Origin of the sequence: Marinobacterium sediminicola (assembly GCF_022343685.1) — a bacterium.
GTDB classification, from domain to species: domain Bacteria; phylum Pseudomonadota; class Gammaproteobacteria; order Pseudomonadales; family Balneatricaceae; genus Marinobacterium; species Marinobacterium sediminicola.
Map to the genome: position 1 here is coordinate 3045118 of NZ_CP092123.1, position 23843 is coordinate 3068960.

16 protein-coding genes are annotated in these 23843 nt (G+C 56.2%); 2 read left to right on the forward strand and 14 right to left on the reverse strand.

All coding sequences use genetic code 11. From position 1 onward, the window contains the following. Positions 1–239 precede the first annotated feature (239 nt). Entirely contained in the window at positions 240–4208 is a 3969-nt protein-coding gene (locus tag LN244_RS13945) for a NahK/ErcS family hybrid sensor histidine kinase/response regulator (protein WP_239040384.1), read from the forward strand. Positions 4209–4309: 101 nt separating this feature from the next. Here the strand turns inward: LN244_RS13945 and LN244_RS13950 are convergent, their stop codons facing one another. The 9 genes from LN244_RS13950 to LN244_RS16455 form a co-directional block, all read right to left on the reverse strand. Continuing rightward, positions 4310–4972 carry a response regulator transcription factor gene (locus LN244_RS13950; RefSeq protein ID WP_239040385.1) on the reverse strand — a complete coding sequence of 221 codons (663 nt, stop codon included), beginning with the start codon at positions 4970–4972 and terminating at the stop codon, positions 4310–4312. Between the two features lie 213 nt (positions 4973–5185). After that, entirely contained in the window at positions 5186–7141 is a 1956-nt protein-coding gene (gene acs / locus LN244_RS13955) for an acetate--CoA ligase (RefSeq protein ID WP_239040386.1), read from the reverse strand. A 185-nt stretch (positions 7142–7326) separates the two neighbouring features. Continuing rightward, complete coding sequence (locus LN244_RS13960) at positions 7327–8700, reverse strand: sigma-54-dependent transcriptional regulator (RefSeq protein ID WP_239040387.1); 1374 nt, start codon at positions 8698–8700, stop codon at positions 7327–7329. After that, a complete protein-coding gene (locus LN244_RS13965; RefSeq protein WP_239040388.1) occupies positions 8697–9758 on the reverse strand; it encodes a sensor histidine kinase in 1062 nt (353 codons plus the stop codon). Before LN244_RS13965 ends, LN244_RS13960 begins: the two co-directional genes overlap by 4 nt. Continuing rightward, positions 9755–11221: a sigma-54 dependent transcriptional regulator gene (locus tag LN244_RS13970; protein WP_239040389.1), complete on the reverse strand. Its 1467-nt coding sequence runs from the start codon at positions 11219–11221 to the stop codon at positions 9755–9757. Before LN244_RS13970 ends, LN244_RS13965 begins: the two co-directional genes overlap by 4 nt. A 137-nt stretch (positions 11222–11358) precedes the next feature. Then, entirely contained in the window at positions 11359–11766 is a 408-nt protein-coding gene (fliS, locus tag LN244_RS13975; RefSeq protein ID WP_239040390.1) for a flagellar export chaperone FliS, read from the reverse strand. 33 nt (positions 11767–11799) lie between these two features. Then, positions 11800–13863, reverse strand: coding sequence for a flagellar filament capping protein FliD (gene fliD / locus LN244_RS13980; RefSeq protein ID WP_239040391.1), 2064 nt, complete (start codon positions 13861–13863; stop codon positions 11800–11802). A 38-nt stretch (positions 13864–13901) separates the two neighbouring features. After that, entirely contained in the window at positions 13902–14291 is a 390-nt protein-coding gene (locus LN244_RS13985; RefSeq protein WP_239040392.1) for a flagellar protein FlaG, read from the reverse strand. A 78-nt stretch (positions 14292–14369) separates the two neighbouring features. Beyond that, positions 14370–16808 carry a flagellin N-terminal helical domain-containing protein gene (locus LN244_RS16455; protein ID WP_275424692.1) on the reverse strand — a complete coding sequence of 813 codons (2439 nt, stop codon included), beginning with the start codon at positions 16806–16808 and terminating at the stop codon, positions 14370–14372. 183 nt (positions 16809–16991) lie between these two features. Between LN244_RS16455 and LN244_RS14000 the strand changes: the two genes are divergently transcribed. Then, the gene (locus tag LN244_RS14000; RefSeq protein WP_239040393.1) at positions 16992–17300 is read left to right on the forward strand and encodes a flagellar protein FliT; all 309 of its coding nucleotides are present in this window, start codon (positions 16992–16994) and stop codon (positions 17298–17300) included. A gap of 22 nt (positions 17301–17322) precedes the next feature. Here LN244_RS14000 and flgL read toward each other — a convergent pair whose 3' ends face one another. From flgL to flgH, 5 genes are all read right to left on the reverse strand, one after another. Continuing rightward, complete coding sequence (flgL, locus tag LN244_RS14005) at positions 17323–18933, reverse strand: flagellar hook-associated protein FlgL (RefSeq protein ID WP_239040394.1); 1611 nt, start codon at positions 18931–18933, stop codon at positions 17323–17325. Between the two features lie 2 nt (positions 18934–18935). Further along, a complete protein-coding gene (flgK, locus tag LN244_RS14010; RefSeq protein WP_239040395.1) occupies positions 18936–20942 on the reverse strand; it encodes a flagellar hook-associated protein FlgK in 2007 nt (668 codons plus the stop codon). 64 nt (positions 20943–21006) lie between these two features. Continuing rightward, the gene (gene flgJ / locus LN244_RS14015) at positions 21007–22050 is read right to left on the reverse strand and encodes a flagellar assembly peptidoglycan hydrolase FlgJ (protein WP_239040396.1); all 1044 of its coding nucleotides are present in this window, start codon (positions 22048–22050) and stop codon (positions 21007–21009) included. Beyond that, on the reverse strand, positions 22050–23147 hold the full coding sequence (locus LN244_RS14020) for a flagellar basal body P-ring protein FlgI (RefSeq protein ID WP_239040397.1): 1098 nt from the start codon (positions 23145–23147) through the stop codon (positions 22050–22052). Before LN244_RS14020 ends, flgJ begins: the two co-directional genes overlap by 1 nt. Positions 23148–23157: 10 nt before the next feature. Continuing rightward, positions 23158–23835 carry a flagellar basal body L-ring protein FlgH gene (gene flgH, locus LN244_RS14025; protein WP_239040398.1) on the reverse strand — a complete coding sequence of 226 codons (678 nt, stop codon included), beginning with the start codon at positions 23833–23835 and terminating at the stop codon, positions 23158–23160. Between the last annotated feature and the right edge of the window lie 8 nt (positions 23836–23843).

Below are 23843 nucleotides of genomic sequence, written 5' to 3' on the forward strand. Positions count from 1 at the left end.
CAAGCAAAACCCCGACTTTAGTAGAACAGGCTATCCATAAAATACTCGACCACCACTTAGCTCTTATTAATCAATAGGTTATGCGATTGCGTCAAAAACATGACTTGGCTCATGTAAGACAATAGTCAAGTGCCCTGACGCTCCAGGCAGCTCAACAGCCTCATTCTGCCACGGTCAACATTACAGGCTGATGGCCAAGCGTTAGAATCAGTGTCAAACCACGAAACGAGAGACACCTTATGTTGTCCGGCTGGTCCATCATTCTCATATCTCTGGCCTACCTGGGCCTCCTGTTCGCTATTGCCTATTTCGGTGACAAAAGCAGTGCCGGCAAGCAATGGGCCAGCAACCCCGTGGTCTACTCATTGTCACTGGCAGTCTATTGCTCAAGCTGGACCTTCTATGGTGCCGTCGGGCGTGCAGCCTCGACCGGCTGGGAGTTTCTGGCAACCTACCTGGGTCCCGTCATCGTTTTTTTGCTGGCCATCAGAGTCATCGAGAAGATCTTCCTGGTCAGCAAGCAGCAGAACATCACGACCATCTCGGACTTCATCTCGTCCCGTTACGGCAAGAGCCAAAGCCTGGCTGTGCTGGTCACCATCATTGCGGTACTGGGCACCATTCCCTATATTGCCCTGCAGTTGAAAGCCGTGGCCATCAGTTACAATGCCCTGGCACCCGGCGCGACAGAGGCATTGAGCAAGGGCAGCGATACCGCGCTATTCGTGGCCCTGTTGATGGCCGTTTTTGCCATCCTGTTCGGCACCCGGCACATCGATGCGACCGAGCATCATGAGGGACTTGTCCTGGCTGTGGCGTTCGAGTCCCTGGTTAAACTGACCGCCTTTGTCGCCATCGGCCTGTTCGTCGTATTCGGTCTTTTTGATGGACTTGATGACCTTGCTTTTCAGATCCAGGCCCAGCTGCGTTATAACGCCAATTTCGACACCACCCTCAATACCGGCTTCATGACCGAGATCGTGCTCGCCTGTGCCGCCGCGATCTGCCTGCCACGCCAGTTCCATGTCAGCATTGTCGAGAACACCCGACGCGGAAACCTGTTTACGGCGCGCTGGCTGTTCCCGTTGTACCTGATCCTGATGGCCGTGTTCGTTTTGCCAATTGCCACCGGTGGTCTGGTCACTTTCACCGAGGGCAACGTCGATGCCGACACCTTCGTACTGATGCTGCCGCTGGATGCGGGCTATGAAAAACTCGCCACTCTGGCGTTTATCGGTGGCCTGTCAGCCGCAACCAGCATGGTCATCGTCGCCAGCATTACGCTTGCCACCATGGTATGCAACGACATCGTCATGCCATTACTGTTCCGCATTTCCTGGTTGCATCTGTCCCAGTCCAAGGACATGGGTGCGCTGCTGCTGCGCGTTCGCCGCATCACGATTTTCTGCCTGCTGCTGATGGGGTATTTCTACTATCGTATTCTCGGAGATCAGGGCCCTCTTGCCTCCTTCGGCTTATTGGCCTTTGTCGCCGCCATTCAGTTTTTGCCGGCCATTATCGGCGGGATCTACTGGAAGGGAGGCACCCGTCATGGTGTTCTCACCGGACTCACCGCCGGCTTCCTGCTGTGGATCTATACGCTGGTGCTGCCCACACTGAATTCCGCACGCCTGATTCCTTATGAGTGGCTGCCTCAGCTCAATGGAAGTGACAACTGGTTCAGCCCAACGGGCCTGTTTGGCCTGACAGGCCTCGACCCGCTGACACACGGTGTCATCTGGAGTTTGGGCATCAATACCCTGCTGTTCGTGCTGGTGTCCCGTTTAGCGTCCCAACGTCTGGTCGACCGCATCCAGGCCAGTGCTTTCGTGAACATTTCTGCCAAGGGAATCGCCGACCCTTCACGTCACTTTGGCCAGGTTACCGTCGGCGATCTGCAGATGCTCAGTGAGCGCTTCCTCGGCATGAGCCGAACCCGACAGGCCTTCAGCAGCTTCGGCCAGAAGCAGGGTGACGGCCCCCCGATGGCAGCCGAGAAGGCCACCCCCGAGCTGATTCAGCATACCGAGCGTCTGTTGGCGGGCGCCATCGGTGCCTCCTCGGCCCGTATCGTCATGGACTCCACACTGCGCGGGAAAGAGATGGAAATCGGCGATGTGGTCACCATCGTCGACGAAGCATCCCAGGCACTGCGTTTCAACCGTTCTCTGTTGCAGTCCACGATCGAGAACATCAGCCTGGGCATCAGCGTTGTAGACCAGCAGATGCGCCTGGTGGCCTGGAACCAGCGCTATATCGAAATGTTCAATTATCCGGAAGGGCTGGTGTGCATAGGCCGCCCCATCGAAGAGGTCTTCCGTTACAACGCCATCAAGGGCGAGTACGGACTGGGCGACGTGGAATATCAGGTGCGCATGCGACTGGACTCGATTCGCTCAGGAGCGCCCCACTCCTACGAGCGCTATCGCCCCGACGGCACAGTACTGGAAGTACGTGGCAACCCCATGCCCAACGGTGGCTACGTCAATACCTACATGGACATCACCGACCACAAGCGAATCGAAGAAGCCCTGCGCGAAAGCGAGCAGAACATTCGCATCTATACCGACAATGTACCGGTATTGATCGGCTACCTGGACCCCGAGCGCCGTTTCCTGTTTATCAACAAGGCTTATGCCGATACCTTCGGACTCGATCGGCACAACATCGCGGGCGTATCCGCACTGGAAGCCCTGCCAGTGGAGGAGTATATCCACCGGCGTCAGTATATTGACGCTGTTCTTCAGGGTGAGCGCCAGCGCTTTGAAACCCGACTGCCCACCAAGGACGGCAGCTCTCGCTACGCCGAAGTCACCTATATTCCTCATATCGGCGAGTATGGTGATGTACTGGGTTACTTCACCCTGTATCAGGATATTACCGAGCGGCGAAAAGCCGAGCAGGCACTGCAGGAGACCAACGAAAATCTGGAACAGCGCGTCCGCGAACGTACCCACGCCCTGTCGGTGGTCAATAAGGAGCTGCGCAAGGAGAACACCATTCGCGCACTGATGGAGGATGAACTGCGCCAGGCCAAATCCGATGCGGAAGCCGCCAATTTCGGCAAAACCCGCTTCCTCGCCGCCGCCAGCCATGACCTCTTGCAGCCGCTGAACGCGGCACGTCTGTTTACGTCGGCACTGGCTCAGCAGAGTCACAGCAAGGAAACCAGCCAGCTGGTGGAAAACCTGGATGGCTCACTCAAGGCCGCAGAAGAACTGATCACCGCCATTCTGGATATTTCCAAACTGGATGCCGGGGCACTGGAACCCTCGCTGACCCACTTCTCTCTGGAGGGACTCTTCCAGACGCTCAACACCGAGTTCAGCGTGCTGGCCAAGGAGAAGACGCTCAAGTTCGATACCGTCTGCTGCAAGCAGGTGGTCTACTCCGATCAGGCGCTGCTGCGCCGCATCATGCAGAACTTCCTTTCCAACGCCATGCGCTACACCAGCTCGGGCCGCGTACTGATGGGAGCGCGACGGGTGGGCAAACAGCTGCGACTGGAAGTCTGGGACACCGGCGTGGGCATTCCTGAAAACAAGCTGCGAGAAGTGTTCGAAGAGTTCAAGCGGATCGACAACCCCAAGCACAGTCAGGTCAAAGGGCTCGGTCTGGGTCTGGCAATCACCGAGCGTATCGCACGCATGCTGGGACATCAGCTCAACGTGCGTTCATGGCCGGGCCAAGGCACGGTGTTCAGCATTACACTGCCCCTGGGTGATCCGAGCAAGGCGCAGAAGGCGCGCCCTGAAAAACGCGGCTGGATTCGCAGCAAAGGTCTTAACGGCGTTCGGGTACTCGTTGTCGATAACGAGCCCAAGATCCTCGAGGGCATGAGCGCCCTGCTGAACGGCTGGTCGTGTGAAGTGGTGACCGCCCTGTCGGCAGACGAAGCCCTGAACGCACTTCAGACCCGCCAGTGGATACCGGATATCGTGCTGGCCGACTACCACCTGGGCGAACATGATACCGGCATCATGGCCCTGCGCCAGCTGGCCAGGCTGGCCGGACAACCTATGGAACGGGAATACTTCTCGCCAGCCATCGTGATCACTGCCGACCGTACCGACGAGGTTCGTGATGAAATCGAGGACGCAGGCGCGCAACTGCTCACCAAGCCGGTCAAACCGGCGGCCCTGAGAGCGATGATCAACAAGATTGTGGCCAATACGCGCGCGGAAAAGGATCAGGCAACGCAAGACTGAGGCAGAAACCCGCTGCCTCACAGGCGGCGGGTAGTCTGTATAGCGGAGGGCCCCCGCGCACCGGCCTTGTCAGCCAGATTGAGCGGATTGCGCCGGAAGGATCAGACCTCGGTCTTGGGAGGCTCAACGCCCAGACGCTGGGCGGCAATAACGGCCTGTGTACGGCTGTGAACACCCAGCTTGCGCAGGATGGCTGTCACATGGGCCTTGATGGTCGCTTCGGAAACGCTCAGTTCATAGGCGATCTGCTTGTTCAAAAGACCTTCGGTCAACATGGTCAACACGCGGAACTGCTGCGGCGTCAGCGATGCCAATGCGGCCGCAAACTGCTGATCTTCTTCACTGACATCATCCATGTTGTCGGTCAATTCCTGAGGCAGCCACTCTTCCCCTTCCAGTACAGCGGTAATCGCCTCGGAGATCGTCTCCAGTGGAGCCGACTTGGGAATGAAACCAGAAGCACCATAGTCGATGGCACGCTTCATGACATGCGGCTCTTCGCTACCGGACACCACCACAACCGGCACGCCTGGATGCTGCCCTCGCAGGAACACCAGGCCCGAGAAACCATGCGTACCCGGCATATGAATATCCAGCAGGACCAAATCAGCATCACCATGCTTCTCTACCGCTTCCTGAACCGCCGCGAGGCTGTCCGCTTCCACGATCTCGACACCCGGTACCGCCTGGGTCACCGCCTGACGCAGCGCAGCGCGGAAAAGAGGATGGTCGTCAGCAATAATGATCTTCTGGGCCAGTTGCATAGATCGTCTCCCTGGTACTCCGGTCAAGGCGCGACTGCCGCACTGGGGCAGGGCTTTCCGAAGGTGGCGAACGTTGAGATTTTCCGGTGGGGAATAATAGCACCATTTTGTCGACAAAGCCGCACTCAGCGAGTGCAAGCCGACTGGTTGCACACAAAAAAACGCCCCCCGACTTACACCGGGGAGCGTTTTGTTAGCAAGTACTGACTAGTCTCAGCCCTTACGGTTCATGCGGTTTTCGATCAGGTCGTCGACGACGCTCGGATCAGCCAGTGTAGAGGTGTCACCCAGAGAACCGAAATCATCCTCAGCGATCTTGCGCAGGATACGACGCATGATCTTGCCGGAACGGGTCTTCGGCATGCCCGGTGCGAACTGGATCAGGTCCGGAGACGCGATCGGTCCGATCTCGGAACGAACCCAGTTACGCAGTTCCTTCATCAGCTCATCAGACTGCTCGAAGCCGGTCTGCAGAGTGACATACACGTAGATACCCTGTCCCTTGAGATCATGCGGGTAGCCCACCACTGCGGCTTCAGCAACTGCCGGGTGAGCCACCAGCGCGGATTCCACTTCAGCGGTACCCATGCGGTGACCGGACACGTTGATCACGTCATCAACACGGCCGGTGATCCAGTAGTAGCCATCCTCATCGCGACGCGCACCATCACCAGTGGTGTAAACGCCCTTGAAGCTGGAGAAGTAGGTCTGAGTGAAGCGCTCGTGATCACCCCAGATGGAGCGGCTCTGGCCCGGCCAGGAGTCCTTGATCACCAGGTTGCCTTCGGTAGCACCCTCCAGCTCGTTGCCTTCATTGTCCAGCAGTGCCGGCTGAACACCAAAGAACGGACGGGTTGCAGAACCCGGCTTGGTCGGAGTAGCGCCCGGCAGCGGCACGATCATGATGCCGCCGGTTTCGGTCTGCCACCAGGTATCGACGATCGGGCAATTACCCTTGCCGACAACACGGTGGTACCACTCCCAGGCTTCCGGGTTGATCGGCTCGCCCACGGAGCCCAGCAATTTCAGGCTGGACAGGTCGGAATCACCCAGCACGTCCTCCCCCTGCTGCATCAGCGCACGGATGGCGGTCGGAGCGGTGTAGAACTGGTTAACCTTGTGCTTCTCAATGACACGGCCAAAACGGCTGTTGTCCGGATAGCTCGGCACACCTTCAAACATCAGCGTGGTGGCGCCGTTGGCCAGCGGGCCGTATACGATGTAGCTGTGACCGGTTACCCAACCCACGTCAGCGGTACACCAGTAGATATCACCTTCCTGGTAGTCGAACACGTACTGGTGCGTCATGGATGCATAAACCATGTAGCCGCCGGTTGTGTGCTTCAGGCCCTTGGGCGCACCGGTGGAGCCGGATGTGTAGAGGATGAACAGCGGTGCTTCGGCGTTCATCGGCTCGGCCGGGCAATCAGCATCAGCTGCAGCAACGGCTTCTTCGTACCAGACATCCCGGCTGTCATTCCAGGCTACGTCCTGATCAACGCGCTTGACGACGAATACGCTTTCGACCAGATTGCCGGCATCATGACTATCCAGTGCCTTGTCGACGTTGGCTTTCAGCGGAACCACCTTGCCGCCACGCAGGGAGTAGTTGGAGGTCACCACCACCTTGGAGTTGGCGCCTTCGATACGAGCCGCCAGAGCTTCCGGTGAGAAGCCACCGAATACGATGGAGTGAACCGCACCGATACGTGCACAGGCCAGCATGGCCACCGCCGCTTCCGGGATCATCGGCATGTACAGTGTGACCACATCGCCTTTCTGAACACCTTTGGCCTTCAGGGCGTTGGCGAAACGGCAAACACGCGCGTGCAGATCGCGGTAAGTGATCTTTTCGTCTTCGCTCGGGTCATCACCTTCCCAAATGATGGCAACCTGATCACCGCGGGTTTCCAGATGACGGTCCAGACAGTTGTAGGAGGCGTTCAGCTCACCGTCTTCGTACCACTTGATATCGACGCTGTGCGGATCGAAAGAGGTGTTCTTGACGCGGGTGTACGGCTTGAACCAGTCAAGACGCTTGCCCTGCTCGCCCCAGAAGGTCTCCGGATCGTTGATCGACTGCTCGTACATCGCCAGATAGGCGTCATTGTCGATATGCGCCTTGGCAGCGAAAGCCGGATCGACCGGGTATACTTTTTGTTCACTCATCGTGATGCCCTTAACTTGCGTTTTGTTGTTATACCTGTTCACGCCGCATTTGTTGTTATTGATATGGTCGACGCATTCGATTTTGTTAAGAGGGTTATACCCAAGCCGATCCATCCCCCTGAATTAGACATTGGTCTACTCGGATCACGACAAAAGTCTTAAAGCCCCGGGTAAGCGATCACTCACTAACTGGCCAGCATCGACTCCAGATCAATTCCCTCCTCACGCATTCGGGCCAGCTTATACCTTAGTGTCCTGGGGCTGATGCCAAGCTTTTCGGCCGCTTCCTTACGACTTCCGGAGGTCGCTTTCAGCGCCTCGACGATCAGCTGGTATTCATGCTGCTTGAGGTCATTACCCAATAACCCGTCCGCAATCGGCTCTTCGACGGTCTCAGGAGCGACGTCAGCCATGGAAGAGGTCAGCGGGATCGCCTGGCTGCCCAGGTGCAGATCGGATGCCAGCACTCGCGAGCCACCTTGCAGGATCAGGGCACGCTGGATGACGTTATCAAGCTCACGGACGTTGCCCGGCCAGCTGTGCTGACAGAGGCTTTGCACCGCCGCACTGTCCAGCGACGCCGGGGCTCGCCCCATCTTGCGACAATGGTGTGCCAGCAGGCGCAAGGCGAGAGGTTCGATATCTTCGATCCGCTCACGCAATGGCTGCCATTGCAGGGGAAAGACGTTGAGCCGGTAGTACAGATCCTCACGGAACTTGCCTTCGGCGACCGTCTGCTCCAACTGACGGTTGCTGGTTGCCAGCACCCGCACATCCAGCGGTATCACCTTGCGACCACCGATCCGCTCGACTTCCTGCTCCTGCAACACGCGCAACAGCTTGGCCTGCAACCCCAGGTCCATTTCGCTGATCTCGTCCAGCAACAGGGTACCGCCATTGGCCTGTTCGAACTTGCCGGGCTGGCTGCTGACGGCGCCGGTAAAGGCTCCTTTCTCGTGACCAAACAGCGTGGCCTCCAGCATGCTTTCAGGAATGGCGGCACAGTTGATGGCAATGAACGGTTTGTCCGCGCGCGAGGAGTGATCATGAATATAGCGCGCCAGCACCTCCTTGCCGGTGCCGGATTCCCCGGTAATCAGTACGGTAGAATCAGTCGCGGCCACTCGCTGCGCCAGCTGCAGCAGCTGACGACTGCCCGGTGCCTGAGCCACCGGTTCATCCCGGGTCGCCATGCTCAGTCCCTGAGCATGGGTGCGAATCAGCTCGATCAGTTGCTCCGGTTCGAATGGCTTCATCAGGTAATCGACGGCACCATTGCGAATCGCCTCCACCGCCTTGCTGACCTGACCATAGGCCGTGATCAGCGCCACCGGCAGCGCCGGCAAGGTCTCCTTCAACCGCGCCAACAGCGCGTGCCCGTCCATCCCCGGCATGTTGACATCGGATACCACCATATCCACGGAGTGTTGCTTCAGCAGTTCCAGCGCCTCTTCGGCGCTGCCGGCTTCCAGGTAACGAATATCGGCCAGCGCGAGGGTATCGGTGATCGCCTCGCGCAGATCCACATCATCCTCAACGATCAAAACGGTCGCGCTCATGTCACTTCCTGTTCGCTAGTATTCAATAAAGGTAGACGAAAACGGGCGCAGGTCCCCTGCCCCGGCGTTGAGTCCAGCTCGAAAGCCCCGTGGTGTGCCCGCGCCATCACTTGGGCGATGGCCAGCCCCAGTCCGGTACCGTGCGACTTGGTGGTATAGAAAGGCTCCTGTGCCTTTTGCAGTGTCGCCATATCCATGCCGGGGCCGTTGTCACACACCGCAATCAACATACGGTCTGCCTCTCGACTGATGCGCAGTTGCAGCTCGCAGCCTTCGCCACAGGCCTGCAGCGCATTGTTGATCAGATTGAGCACGGCTCCCAGCAGTGCCTCCAGATTGCACTGGATTAATGCATCGGGCGCCTCGTTGATACAGTCACAGTCGGCATCGTACTGGGTCAGCGGCTGATCCAGCAGGTCTTCCAGGCGTGCCATCAGGGTGCGGCCATCGACTCGATCTTCCAGTCGGGTCTCGCCACGGGCAAAGATCAGCATGTCCCGTACCTGCTGCTCCAGATGGGTCAGCCGCGATTTCACCTTGCCGGCGAAACGAATCCGCTTGTCGTCATCCAGTTCAGGCGCCATCAGATGACTGGCATAAAGCAGCGCCGCAGACAGGGGCGTGCGGACCTGGTGTGCCAACGAGGCCATCATCCGGCCCATCTCGGAGAGACGCTGATAGTGATGAAGCTGCTCCTGAAGGGTACGCGTGTGGGTTTGATCGGTAATGAAGACCAGCTGCCCCGGCTCGGACTCCAGCGCCTGGGTCGACAGGCTGACGCGTCGGCCGTTCTTCAGTGATACTTCATGCCCATCATCCGGCCGAGGCGCAAAGCAGAGGTTGATCACCTCCAGCCAGCTTTTACCGGCCAGTTCAAGCCCAAGCAGGGTTTCGGCGGCAGGGTTATAGTCGTTGATCCGTCCGGTCTGGCCTATCACCAGCACCCCGCCCGGGATGCGCTCGATCAATCCCTGCAGGTGTTGCTGTGACTGTCGCGCCTGAGCCAGTTCGGCTTCCAGTTCGGCCACACGCCGTTCAAGCAGATGACGATCGGTCACTGGCGTTCAATTCCGTATTTGCGCATCTTTTCCACCAGCGTGGTACGTCGGATCTGCAACAGCCTCGCCGCCCGAGAGACCACCTGCCCCCCCTCTTCAAGGGCCTGACGAATCAGGGCACGCTCCTGCGTTTCCAGCCACCCCTTGAGGTCAATCCCCTCGGCAGTCAACTGCACAGGGGCAGGCACATTGAGGGACGCCATACCCGCTTCACTCACATGCGGTTCCGTCACCGGCTCATCATCGGTATCCGGCAACGCAAGCTGCTCGTATCGTTCGGGATTCGGTTCTTCGAGGTGACGGAATTTTGGCGGCAGCTCGGAGACACCGATCACACCGCCGGGATGAATAATACTGAGCCGCTCGATCAGGTTGGCCAGTTCACGCACGTTGCCCGGCCAGGGGTGACGTTTCAGTGACTCCAGCGCCGCCGGGTGAAACTGCAGCACCGTCCCCTCATCCAGCTGCTCACAGAGGTTGTTGATCAGCAATGGTAAGTCGTCGATTCGATCACGCAGCGCCGGCATCTCGATTGGGAACACATTCAGCCGGTAATAGAGATCTTCGCGGAACTGGCCGTCCTGTATCATCAATTCCAGGTTCTTGTGCGTAGCCGCCACGATACGTACATCCACTTCCAGCGTCTTGCTGCCACCGACACGCTCGAATTGACGTTCCTGAATCACACGCAACAGCTTCACCTGCATCGGCAGCGGCATATCGCCGATCTCATCAAGAAACAGAGTACCGCCATTGGCCAGCTCAAAGCGGCCCGGCCGGCTGGAAATCGCACCGGTAAAGGCGCCCTTTTCGTGACCAAAGAGTTCGCTTTCCAGCAATTCAGACGGAATGGCACCACAGTTCACCGGCACGAAAGGCCCTTCGCAACGTGGTGAGTGCTCATGCAGGCAGCGTGCAACCACCTCCTTGCCGGTACCTGACTCACCGGTAATCAGCACGCTGATATCCCGCGGCGCGACCTTGGCGATCATGTTACGGATATCGCGGATCGGCCGGCTCTGCCCGACAAAACCGGGCATTTCAGCCTGTTGCGGCGCATGTTCCAACTGCTGTTCGTGCATCAGACCGCACAGATGCAGCCAGTCCATCAACTGTGGATAACGGTAAGGCGAGGCCAGCAAGCCCAGAATGGCATGACGGGCAAAATCGTCCGTCGACAGCTCGGGCCATTCACAGGCCAGCAGTTTGGGACGAATACGCGCGGCATCCAGATCGGCAATCAGTTTGCTCATCGCAATCGGCAGGCTGCTCTCGCCGATCACCACCAGGCCGATATTGGCCAAATCAAACGCCTTGCCCTGCTGCAGCCAAGTCACAAAGTCAAAAATATGGCAGTTGAGGCCAACAAAGGCAAAACAGGTGTGCAGCGACTGACGCCGTTCGGCATCGTCATCCAGAATCAGCAGCTCGAAACCGGCAATGGAAGTGTCAGGTGCTTGCATGGAAGAATCCAGAGGTTCGTCAGGATTCTGTCAAAGGTACTGGATAGGCTCGGGATGTCAATAGATTGACATCAACTAAGTGGTGATAAAGAAAAACCGGGCAAAGGCCCGGTTTCGTGTATTACGGAAAAGAGAGGTTAAGCCTTATCCGCGGACGTCTGATGCTCCTCAACAGGAATCTGAGCCCAGCCTTCTGCAATGTCAGCAACCAACCCACTCACTTCCTTCACTTTTGCTAGGTCATTATTGCGGTTGGCTTCAATCAGGGTGCGCACCATGTAGTCATAGAGGCGATCCAGATTCTCGGCGACTTCTCCGCCTTTTTCCAGGTCCAGAGAGCCTTTCAAATTGATCAGGATCTCACACGCCTTGTTCAACTGGGTGGTTCTCAGCTGGATATCCTTTCGCTCAATACCACCACTCGCTTTTGCCAGTGCTTCCAGAGTACCTCTGAACAGCATGCTGACTAGCTGATGTGGGCTTGCCGCTTCCACTGCCGCATTGAGGTTGACACTCTTGTACTGATTAAGAGCATTCGTATTCATCTTGGTTCGGCTCTCCTTTGGCCCGATGAAAAATCAGTCTTTGGCTGTGAATGGCAAGCGGTCAAGTATGCCATCCAGAGAACTGCCCGTTGAGTTCAAGCTATCGACGATCTTCTGCATATTCAGATATTGAAGCGTCAAACGCTCCTCATAACTTGACATCTTGCGATCCAGTTCGGAACGCTCATAGCTAACATCTTCCAGCTGATCCGTAATGGTCGTTTCGCGGGAAGCGATTGCACCTTCCGCGCCCAGAATACTGTTGATCAGCTTGTCCATGGTGCCTGCAAAGCCCTGCGAAAAGCTTGCCGTAAAAACACCTTCACTTGCTGCTCCAGGCCTGACATTCAAGGTCATACCATATGCGTCAGACCCCAAAGGTGGCAAGAGAACACGGCCAGTCCCGAAGCCGGGTTCCCCGTTAATGGTTCCCTTGACATCCTTACCAGCGGTGCCGGACAACGCACTGGAAATCCCCAGATTGGCCATATCAGCGGAAGCCGAACTGAACGAAACCGAGGAGCTCTTGCCATAGGTGCGAGAGTTAAAGGCAAAGCTGTCGGTTGCGGCATCATAGGTTACATCCACACCAGCACCCGCTTCACTGATCTTACTGTCACCATTGATCAGTGACTGCAGCTCTGCCCGTATCTCTTCTGCAGACGCATAACTTCCGCTGAGGGTAATGGTATCTGACTGCACACCATCGACCGAGATCTTGAAGCTGTAATCGCCCACCGAGGTGTCCAGCGCGGTCGTGAAGCTATCCGTGACCGCATCAAAGTTCAGCGCGCTGATCGCATTTCCACCGATTGAACCTCGACTGGGGTCCTGCGTAATCTCAACCTCGTAGTCGCCCGGTACAGTTTTAGACGCATAGCTGCCCAAGCGTACATCAACGTAGTTACTACCAGACCGGGTGTCACGGGCAAACAGCGTTTCAATAAATTCGTAATTCTCAGTGAACGCCTTGCTGAAAGTGTCTTCCTCGATCTCCAGCGTACCATCAAGCTGCGTTCGAATGCCGAGATTCGTCAAAGCGGTAAAACCGGAGTCCACACCGACCACTTCGGCGCCAATGAGTCCCCGCAACTGACTGAACATGCTTCGCGCAAGGCCATCCGTCGACAGACTGCCACGCACCAGATTATTGTCCTCATCCCGGGTGTAACCGGTCAGGTTCTGCATGGTCTGGTAGAGCGAGTTATAGCCCTCGACAAAATCACGAATCGCCTGTTGCGCCACGCCGGTATCGGCCTCGACGGCAAAGGTGAGTTTTTCACCTTCGCTGGACTTGTTCAGCGTGAAATCGAACCCTTCGATCACATCGTTGATCTGGTTGGTATCTCGACGCACGCTCAGACCGTTCACCTTGAGCACCGCGTCACTGGCCTGCTGCGTTTCTGTCACCGAAGCGTAATTGGTACTATTGAACTCGAATGCCGACAGTGATGGATCGTCTCCCGTAATCTGCATGGCATTACTGGCTCCCGAAGGCGCCGTCAGCATCAACTGATACTGGCCGTCCACTCCCAACACACTGGCCTGGACACCACTGTCGGAGTCATTAATTTTTTTTGCGATCGTTTCCAGAGTATCACTGGGGTCAATATCGATGTTCAGCGCTGCGCGCTCATCGTTGATGGTGAAGTTATCCGGAATGTCAGCATCTACGCCGGTGTAACTCCATTCACCAAACTGGATGCTCATCTGACCACTGGCACCCAGTGCTGCCTTCTTGTCATCCGTCGAACCCATTGCCAGTGACTGGGAGCGGGCAATATCCACCACCTCGATCTGGTAAGTCCCCACTTGGGCACCCGCCGCCAGCGAGTTGGGTGTAATGACGTCAGTTTCAGGCAGTGCCACGGAGCGGGCATTGAAGGTGTTGTTGTCAGCAAGGGGGGACATCAGGGACTGGAACTCGGACAGGGCACTTTTCAGGGTCCCGTAGGCCGAAATCTGGGCGTCCAGCTTTTGTTCGCGGGAATTCAGGCGTGCCTCTTGCGGGGCGCGCTCCACTTCAACCAGCTGGGATACCAGTGCCGTCGTGTCGATACCGGAACCGGCTCCCAGGGTGTTGATGATGTTGGACATTCAGGCCACCTCAATCCCTGGCTTCAGGGGGCGAGCCCTCAAGCCTTTTCGTCAAAAATCATACCCACCATTCCTTGAAGAAACTCGGAGAACTTCAAGGTTTCTTCAGACGGGATCTGGCGGATCACTTCATCCGTTTGCTGATCAACAACCTTAATGACCACCTTTTCACTGGTGTCATCAACGGAAAACTGAAGGGAGCGATCACTCTCCTTCATCAATTCGTTCATCTTCTCGACAGCAGCCTGCAGTTTTTCTGCTGAAACTTCAACGCCTGCCTGGCTTTGTTGTACCGCGTTGTTACGGTCATTCACCGTAGCAACCTGCTGCACAGTCACGCCGCTGGACTGCAGATCAGGCAGCTGACGGGAAGATGCTCCCTGCATGGATGAGGGATTACTACCAAGACCCGAAGTGTCGATACTCATAACCCGTACCTCTTACTGGGAAAGGCTGCCCTAGCGGGCAGCCTTTGTCTTTCATCAAGTATAGCGCCGACTTGATGCTTACTGCAGCAGTGACAGAACCTGCTGTGGTCGCGCGTTGGCCTGGGCCAGCATTGCCTGGCTCGCCTGCTGCAGTACCTGGGCACGCGACAGGTTGGCGGTTTCCTTGGCGAAGTCCGCATCCACGATACGGGAGCGGGCTGCACTGGCGTTCTCGGACACGTTGCTCAGGTTGCTGATGGTGAAGTCCAGACGGTTGTTCACCGCACCCAGGTCACCACGGGCCTGACCGATGGTTTCGATCGCGCGGTCGAGGATATCGATCGCTTCCTGAGCACCCGCCGCTGTAGTGATATCGATATCCGCTACGCTGTTGCCTCCGGATTCGATACCGGCCAGAGAGCGCTTATCACCGCCGATTTCATTGATGCTAAAGCCATCTTTGGCTTCCAGAGAAACGGTGCCCTTAGCTGTAATGGCAGAGTCTCGTGTGACATCAAAGTTTGCCAACAGGCTCTCCCCGTTAACAACCTGTGTATTGCCACCAACATCGGAACCAGCTGCGACCGAAATCGTAATATTGCGACCATCATCTGCTGAGATCAGCAGTTCACCATCATCATTGATGGAAGCTACCAACCCGTACGCTTCGTCCCCTTCTGCAGCACCAGAGAATGCAGTATTCAGCTGACCCACCAGGTTGCCATTTTCATCGTTATCCTTGATTGGATTGTCGATATCGATATTGAGACCGTTAATGGTGAGACTAAAATCGTCTTTCATGTCGGCACCGGAAACCTTACCCAGATTAACTTCTGTGTAAGCGGTTGCCACAACCTGGTCCTTCAAACCATCCGTATTATTGATGGCTGCAGCAGTGAAAGCAGCACTGGCATAGCCAGAAGAGAAGGAAGTGTCCGTGAACGAACTAGCAGCACCCTCAAAGTCTACAGTGTAACCATTAACGGTTAGATCACCATTAGCCATGGATTCAAAATCTTGCTGATCAACTACCTGCGAAGCACCTGCAGCAGTTAAAGCAGCACCAACATCACCATCGGACAAATTTGATGTTGTATATGTGTTTGTACCACCGGCGGTCTTATAGGATATTTCGACATCCTTAATACCCGTTAGGGTAAGAACTCCCGGAGCCTTCTCTTCCGCACGCACTCCGGTGGTTTCATAGTGCTTGTTGATTTCTGCCATCAATGTCTGAGCGGAAGTTTCTGCGTCAACGGTTGTATCGTAAGAAATATCTTGCCCATTAATGGTCAAAACATCAGTAGCATCACCATTATAAACCACCGTCAAATCGAAGGAAGCAGCACTAGAAACATCCTGCATCGCCTGGTTGGTATTGGCCTCTACCGCACCAGCTTCAAAGCCCAACGCGGCAGGTTCGTTTCCACCAATGTCAATTGCTTCGTTGGAGCGTAGTGTCACAGTCCCTGTTTGCACTGTATCAATAGCAGTGGCGGTAATAGTTGCTGTACCAGCATCAGACTCTAGCTGGATATTTCGGCCATCAACCGCTGTGAAAGTTAGCTTGTTACCTGAAACACTTGCAGTCACGCCGGTCTGATCTGCAAAGGAGTTAATGTGATCAACCAAGCCTGCGTTACTCCCAGTGATTCCTGAGGCCGCGGCCAAATCAACTCCATTAATAACCAGATCACCATCACCAAGTGAGGTCGCAGAAAAAGCATTAGCCATATCCAAGCTATAAGTGGTTGCGTTAGCTTCAGCAACAACACCTGTTTCATCGGAAACACTATTGATCGCTTCAGCCAAGGAGATAGCACTAGCAGCGTTATCAGAAGACGACACTGTATCAGACGATGTTTGTGCAGCCGGAATATCAATACCATTGATTGTCAAATCACCAGCATCCAGTGTTTCCAGGCTGCCAGATGCGCCGCTCAAACCAGTACTAGAAGTTTCTGCCAATGTAAAGCTGCCAGAACTCACGCCACCCTCGGACGCACCCAGAGATGCGGCATCGAACCCAGAGCCCATGTTCAGTGAGATGGTTTCATTGGCCTCAGAACCGACCTGAAGACCGATTTCACCCAGGGTGCCATCCAGAATCTTCTGGCCGTTGAACGAGGTGGTCTCTGCAATACGGGTCAGCTCAGACTTCATCTGCTCGACTTCAGCCTGAAGGCTGGCGCGGTCTTCGTTGCTGTAGATACCGTTCGCAGACTGGATGGACAGTTCACGCATACGCTGCAGGATGTTGGTAGATTCGGACAGCGCACCCTCGGCGGTCTGAATCATGGAGATACCGTCGTTAGCGTTACGCACCGCCTGGTCCAGACCGCGAATCTGGGAGGTCATGCGGTTGGAGATCGCCAGACCGGCGGCGTCATCACCCGCAGAGTTGATACGCTTACCACTGGCCAGGCGCTCCATGGTGGTGTCCAGAGTGTTCTGGGATGAAGACAGCTGACGCTGAGCATTCAGTGACGCGATGTTAGAGTTGATTACCAAAGCCATGAGTGTTTCTCCTCAGTGCCTGCCAGCATTGTCTGGCGGGTGTATTGATGCAGTGTTCGGGAGCATTCCCCTTTGAACCTGAAGAGGTTATCGGCGCCTTGCGCAGGGCCTTTAGAAAAAATTTCGACTTTGTCAGGAAATGTTGTCAGGCTAGTAGCTACGCACAGACAAGGGTGGGTAGAGATGGATACCGAACAACTGATCACACGGCTGGAAGCCGACACACAGCAGCTGCTAACACTGGCCAAGGCAGGCGATTGGGATACCTTTCAACAGCATGAACAGGCTCGCCTGACACTGGTCGCACAGCTGGAGCAGATCGATATCGGCAGCACCGCCGAAGCGGCACAGTGGCGAGACAGGCTGCTGGCGATTCGTCGGCTTAACGACCAGCTGATGCAACTGGCAGATGCCGAGACAAGCCGTCTGGTAAAAGAAAAGCAGGCGATCAACAAGGGCCGCAAGATGCGTAATGCTTACAGCACGCCCTGAGCGGTCCCCTGCTGATCACCCCTCAGCGAATGTAGTCGAAGAGACTCAGGTTTTGGATTTTGGAAAAGCTGGCATAGGCCGCCTCCAGAGCCAACTGGCGCTTGGCCAGGTCGGTAGAGGCTTCGGCGTAGTCCAGATCTTGTACCGCTGACAGGGTCCCTTCCGTCATCAGTTTGAAATCGGTATTGGTAAACTCCGCCTTTTCCAGTGTCCGCAGGCGTGATCCCACTTTGGAGATGGATTCGCCGATACGTTCCTGTGAGGCCTTGATTTCATTCAGCGCCTGGTCAATCCGCTCGTTCTGCAGCGTCAAGGCTTCCTGATCCCCCTGCACCGGCTCGCGCAGGGCTTCAACCGTTTCCATCACTGCATTCAATACGTTGCTGGGCGGTTGCTCAAAACGCAGACGGGCAGCCTGGGGCGGTTCGAGCGCCAAAGTAAACGCTGTGCTATAGGGATCGCTGCCGCCCTGCATCTGTACACGCCAGCCATCGAGCTCGATCAGGTCGTCATTGGGTGTCAAACCCGGTACGGCAACCGGATCTCCGGCGGCATTTTCAACCGTGTAGGTGTATTCGGAGCCTACCGCTGCAGGATCATAGGCGACCTTGACCGTCAGCGGACCGTTTGCACTGATCAGGTCGGTGAATACCTGAGAGTCGCTCAGCGTCGGGTTTCCGGCTGTGTTGGCAAAATAAGCCTCCCCCTCACCACTTACCTGAACCGCCGTATCATCGACGAAAGTGTTATCAGGCAGGGTAAGGTCCAGGGTTATGCCTGCCAAATTCAGTGACACCTGACGTTCATCCGGATCGGCCGGGTCAAAGACAATATCCTGAATCGGAGTATTCTCCGGTGGCGCCGTGCGTACCGGCCGGCCCGCACTGTCGAGCAGCGAATAGCGATATTCGGGCGCCGGCACCGAAGGCGGCAAGGCACCATCAGTCCCCACGGTAACCCTTAGCTCAAGGTCGCCGGTGCTGCGCATCAGGCCCGCGTAAAGAGCCGGATCTGTCACTTCGTATCCAGTGATAGCAACTGCCATTTCGCCGCTTACGCTCAGCTCAGGAGCCTGACTGATTGACTCGAAAAGGTCTCGACCGGCATCGGTCGACTGAGTATAGAGCGCACTGGATATCTGTATGTTGCGTGCCGTGCTGTCGCCCTGGTAGTAGTAGCGGTCATCCTGTTTGATGTAAGTCTGGGTTGTCCCCTTACTGCCAGAGAAGATGTATTCTCCCTTGGCATCACGGGTGTTCATCAGACCGGCCGAGTATTCCACCAGCTGCTCCAACTCATAAGCAATCGCCTGGCGGTCGGCATCGGTATTGGTGTTGTTGCGCGCCTGTAGACTGAGTTCGCGCATACGGTCCATCGCCGTGTTCAGATCGGCAAAGGTGGCGTCTTCCAGCTCCAGACGGCGCCGTGATGCATCGATATTGCCCTGAAACATGTCCAGCTGAGCCAGTTCGCGCTTCAGCGAGACCACACGGTTGGCACCGACCGGATCTTCGGCGAGGGAGGTGAACTTCTTGCCGCTGGAGAGCTTGTCCTGAATCTCAAGCAACGAAGTCTGGTTTTCCATCATGTTACGGTTGGCATTGGCAAATATTTGCCCCGTCGAGATGCGCATACTTACCTCCGGACAGCACTGATCAGGCTGTCAAAGATCGTCTGATAGGCCGAAATAAGTTGAGCTGAAGCCGAATAGGCCTGCTGGTATTGCACCAGTTTCGCAGCTTCTTCATCGAGATTGACGCCCGCGACACTTTGCAGGGCATTCTCACTTGATATCAATACGGATTGACTGGCGGTATAGGCGATTTGGGCATTGCTGGCCTGCGTTCCCACCTTTGCCAGCATCTGACCATAGGTATCCTGGTAACTGTACCCATTCACCAACGACTGATTCTGCAAGTCCGACATTGCCAGCGCATTGGTATTATCCGAGTAGCCATCAGTGTTGAACTCGATGGTGAAACGGTCACCCGGGTTGGGCTGGTTGTCAAAAGTGATTTCATAACCGTCGAGCGTGAAGGCCATGGGTTCGCCATCAGAGTACGGCATATTCTCCATACCATCGTAGATGACAGGGTTATCGGAATTCGCATTCATGTAGACGTTGTAGGTGATGTTTCCATCTTCATCGGGTGCGTTGAATACAATTTCCAACGGCAGCTGCGCCGTGCCATTTCGAAGCGGCGAGGTATCCTCGGCCGACGTCACATTGACCAGACTGATTTCAGCATTCCCGGTATTGATCGTCGAAGGCTCTATCCGCAAGGGGGATGCCAGTGCCAGCATTTTAGGGTTGGTCAATGCCGTATCCATCAACTGCCCGCCCGAGCGCGTTGGCTGAATCAGGTAACTGTCACCGACCGCGGGATCACCCTTTAGCTGGAAGGTCATACCATCCAGACTGACATTCAAGGTTCCGCTGACGGGGTCACGATAAAATACGCCGGACTGATCCAGCTCTGCAGCCGAACCAACCTCGGTCAGGTCCGCCATGCTGAAACGGCGACCATCACTCATGCGCGTCAGCATGAAATCATCAATGCTCGTCCGCTCAAACTCATAGTCACTGCCGGTCAGTGCCTGAACATCATAGAAATTGACGCGTGCCACAGTATTTTGACTTTCATTGCGCGCATGGGCCGTGACTTCACCTTCGGTGATGGGCGCAAAGAGGTCTTGTCCAATATCACCGTTCAGGTCCATGCCCTTGCGGTGCTGTTCATTCATGGTCGTGGAGAACACAATGGCCAGGCGGCCCACTTCATTGATCGTCGGTTGCAGAACCTGGTCTCGATACCGAATCAGCCCACCAATGGCACCTGCTCCCAGTTGATCCGTGACCTTGGCATCCACACCCGATCCGTTTTTCATGAAGATATCGATCTGGGTCGGATCCGATTCACTGTTTCTTACTTCCAGCCTGGCGGCACTGTTGCCAACCACCAGGGGTTGACCTGAGCCGATCATGACGTTGTAGGTGATGCCGTCCTGGGAGATAACATTGGTGGTGACATAGCCAGATAATTCCTTGACCAGCCGATCACGCTCATCCTGGAGTTCGTTGGAACTTTTCCCCGAGGCCTCAATGGAGCTGATCTGAACGTTCAGGTCGGCGATATTTTGCGTGATCGAGTTGACCGTATCGGTGACACTGCGGATTTCGGTATTGATCAGATCAGTTTGGGAACGCAATTTTCGATCAAAGTCCTGGAACGAGTTTGCCAGAGAATCAGCCTCCGCAAGGAACAGCTCTCGGTTGGCGATAAACAGAGGGTCGTCAACAACCTGTTGCAGCGCAGCAAAATAACTATCCATAGAGGCAGAGAGGCTGGTAGCATCGGATACCAGCATCTGGTCGAGTTGTGCAATCTTTTCTGAGAAGGCCTCGTTGCTGCTGAATACCGAGTTATCCGCCCACACCTGACTGACCAGAAACATGTCTGTCATCCGCTGGATATCGGTGACCTGCACCCCCAGAATCGGCGGCTGCTGGGTGCCCATCTGGACGGTCTGGCGGGTGTAACCCTCGGTATTCACATTGGCAATGTTCTGACCAATATACGACAACGCCGTCTGGTTGGCGTTCAGCGCCTGAATACCGATATTAAGGATACTTGAACTCATTTTTACTCTCCCAGACGGCCCTATTGCGCCCGTTTGACTCTATTCAGCCTGTATCGGCTGGCTCTCAGCCTTCTTGAGCCCCGTGACCCAGCCCGGCCAGCAGTTCACCGTTGAAGATACGTTCGATCTTGGTGGCATATTCAGGGTCGGTGGCATAGCCGGCGTTATGCAATTCACGTACGAAACGCGTCGGGTCGGCACCGTTTTCCAGTGCCTGCTGATAACGCGGATTGGTGCGCAGGAAATCGACATAATCGTTAAAGCTGTTGGCGTAGCTGTCATAGGCCCGGAAGCGCGCCTGTTCCTTTTCCGGCACACCGCCACGATATTCCAGTGTCTGCACCTGCACAGTATCACCCTGCCAACGGCTGTCTGCCTTGATGTTGAACAGGTTTCGGCTGCTTTGCCCACTCCCTGCGTCACGGGTAATGAACTTGCCCCAACCGGTTTCCAGAGCCGCCTGAGCCAGCAGCACGGAGGGATTCACCCCCAGCATGGCGGCCGCTTTTTCAGCCAGCGGCATCAATTGTTCGATAAACTGGGCCGGGGTTTCAAAACGGGCCGGCAAGGCATCGCCGCTCTCATCGCTGGAAGAACCGGTTGCCGCCATTTCGTCGAGCGCCTCATCCTCCTGCCCAGCAGAAATATTCGCCACCGGAGCACTATAGGGCATGCCTGCCGGTTGATTGACGGGACCGCTGGCGACCGCACGATTGAGCATCTGCTCGGTGAATGAACGGTCCTGCTGCTCGTCGTCATCCGTATCGGCCCGAGGCACGGCATCGAGCTTCTGGCTCAGCTGTTTGACGATGATATCGGCCAGACCGATGCTGTCCTTCTTCGACAGGTCCAGCGTCAGTTGCTGGTCGAACATCTCTTGATAAAACTTGACGTCGCTGGAGTTGAACGGACTGTCGGTGGCCAGCACATCGTTGGCCTGGCGCATGCTCTTGAGCATCATGTTCATGAACAGCTGCTCAAACTCCTGGGCCACACCCTTGAGCGCCGCCTGCTGATCGCTTTGCGCCTGTCCCTTGAGTTTTTGCAGCTGGTTCAGGTCGGTAAACAAGCTGGACGAGGAAGGATCGAATCCACTTTTGATCGCCATCAGATCACCACCAGTTCTGCCTTCAGAGCGCCGGCCTGCTTGAGCGCTTCAAGAATCGCCATGAGGTCACCCGGAGCTGCGCCCACCTGATTCACCGCCTCCACAATGTCACTGAGCGTTGCCCCGGGCGCAAACTCGAACATGCGGCCTGAACCCTCATCGATTTCGATATCACTGCGCGGTGAAACTACCGTCTGTCCACCCCCCAGCACATTGGGCTGGGACACATCCAGGTTTTCGCTGATGGCCACAGTCAGGCCGCCATGGGTGATCGCCACGGGCGATACACGCACGTTCTGACCGATGATGATGGTGCCGGTCCGTGAGTTGATGATGACCTTAGCCACTTCCTGACCGGGATCGACCTGCAGGTTTTCCAGCACTGACAGGAAAGAGACTCGCTGGGAAGGATCCCGCGGCGCACGCACGCGGATGGAGGCCGCATCCAGCGCCATCGCCATGTCCGGTCCCAACAGGCTGTTGATCTGTTCCGCCACACGCCGTGCAGTGGTGAAATCGGGCTGATTCAGGTTGAACATGAGGCTGTCGCCCTGGGCAAAGGCATTGGGCACGGTTCGCTCAACGGTCGCACCGTTGGGTATGCGACCCACGCTGGGTACGTTCAGTGACAGGCGTGAGCCGTCATTACCTTCGACGCCAAAACCGGAAACCACCAGATTGCCCTGTGCGATCGCGTAGATATTGCCGTCGGCCCCTTTCATCGGAGCCATCAGCAGGCTGCCGCCACGCAGGCTCTTGGCATCGCCGATGGTGGATACGGTGATGTCGATGGTCTGCCCGGGTTTGGCAAAGGGAGGCAGCTCGGCATGGATGGCAACCGCTGCGATGTTCTTCGATTTGGGATCCACATTCGGCGGAATGGCGACACCGAAGTTGTTCAGCATGTTGCGGAACGTCTGCGAGGTGAAGCTGGTTTTGTCGCCAGTGCCATCAAGTCCAACGACCAGGCCATAGCCAACAAGCTGGTTGGCACGCACACCCGCCACACTGGCGATATCCTTGATCCGCTCGGCCTGCACCGGCAGTGCCAGCACCGCAATGAGGATCAATACGAATGACTGCAACCATTTAGCCATAGTCAAAACCTCAGAAAGGCCACAAGGGGCTGATAAAGAAGCGTGCCAGCCAGCCCATGACGTTGGAATCATGCGGGGCACCGGTGCCGCTGTAAGTGATACGTGCATCGGCCAGGCGTGTGGATTCCACGGTATTATCCGGCCCGATATCCTGTTTGCGTACCAGGCCGCTGACACGGATATATTCGTCCCCCTGATTCAGGGTCAGCCACTTTTCGCCACGCACCAGCAGCGCTCCGTTGGGCAACACCTGATGCACCGTCACCGTGATGTTGCCATTGAGACTGTTGCTCATGTCCGATGAGCCTTCGCCATCAAAGGCCGAGTCAGAGTTCATCGACGCACTCAGCGGGTTGCCCAGAACCGTCAGATCACGCCCCAGCAGATTGGGCGCACCGATGGACATGTTGTTGCTCTTGTCCACGGTGGTCGAGGCACTCTTGGAAGACTGGGTGCGTTCGGTCAGCACCACTGTAATGATGTCGCCGACTCGATGTGCCCGGCCGTCACTGTACAGGTCCATGCTCGTGGCCGCATTGTAAATGGACCCCGTAGCCGGTTGAGGATGCTGCATCTGCACGGGTTGAATAGGCGCATAGTAGGGATTGTCCGGCTTGGGGGCCTTGTTGACACAACCCGCCAGCACCATCACCGCTGCCATCGCCAGAGCCCGCATACCCGCTTTCATCCTCATTA

Excerpts from the sequence above, each read along its gene's own strand:
- LN244_RS13985 (WP_239040392.1), bottom strand. The coding sequence starts at position 14,291 with ATGAGTATCGACACTTCGGGTCTTGGTAGTAATCCCTCATCCATGCAG.
- LN244_RS14000 (WP_239040393.1), top strand. The coding sequence starts at position 16,992 with ATGGATACCGAACAACTGATCACACGGCTGGAAGCCGACACACAGCAG.
- LN244_RS16455 (WP_275424692.1), bottom strand. The coding sequence starts at position 16,808 with ATGGCTTTGGTAATCAACTCTAACATCGCGTCACTGAATGCTCAGCGT.
- LN244_RS13970 (WP_239040389.1), bottom strand. The coding sequence starts at position 11,221 with ATGCAAGCACCTGACACTTCCATTGCCGGTTTCGAGCTGCTGATTCTG.
- flgL (WP_239040394.1), bottom strand. The coding sequence starts at position 18,933 with ATGCGCATCTCGACGGGGCAAATATTTGCCAATGCCAACCGTAACATG.
- LN244_RS14020 (WP_239040397.1), bottom strand. The coding sequence starts at position 23,147 with ATGGCTAAATGGTTGCAGTCATTCGTATTGATCCTCATTGCGGTGCTG.
- fliS (WP_239040390.1), bottom strand. The coding sequence starts at position 11,766 with ATGAATACGAATGCTCTTAATCAGTACAAGAGTGTCAACCTCAATGCG.
- flgK (WP_239040395.1), bottom strand. The coding sequence starts at position 20,942 with ATGAGTTCAAGTATCCTTAATATCGGTATTCAGGCGCTGAACGCCAAC.
- flgH (WP_239040398.1), bottom strand. The coding sequence starts at position 23,835 with ATGAAAGCGGGTATGCGGGCTCTGGCGATGGCAGCGGTGATGGTGCTG.
- LN244_RS13950 (WP_239040385.1), bottom strand. The coding sequence starts at position 4,972 with ATGCAACTGGCCCAGAAGATCATTATTGCTGACGACCATCCTCTTTTC.
- fliD (WP_239040391.1), bottom strand. The coding sequence starts at position 13,863 with ATGTCCAACATCATCAACACCCTGGGAGCCGGTTCCGGTATCGACACG.
- LN244_RS13945 (WP_239040384.1), top strand. The coding sequence starts at position 240 with ATGTTGTCCGGCTGGTCCATCATTCTCATATCTCTGGCCTACCTGGGC.
- flgJ (WP_239040396.1), bottom strand. The coding sequence starts at position 22,050 with ATGGCGATCAAAAGTGGATTCGATCCTTCCTCGTCCAGCTTGTTTACC.
- acs (WP_239040386.1), bottom strand. The coding sequence starts at position 7,141 with ATGAGTGAACAAAAAGTATACCCGGTCGATCCGGCTTTCGCTGCCAAG.
- LN244_RS13960 (WP_239040387.1), bottom strand. The coding sequence starts at position 8,700 with ATGAGCGCGACCGTTTTGATCGTTGAGGATGATGTGGATCTGCGCGAG.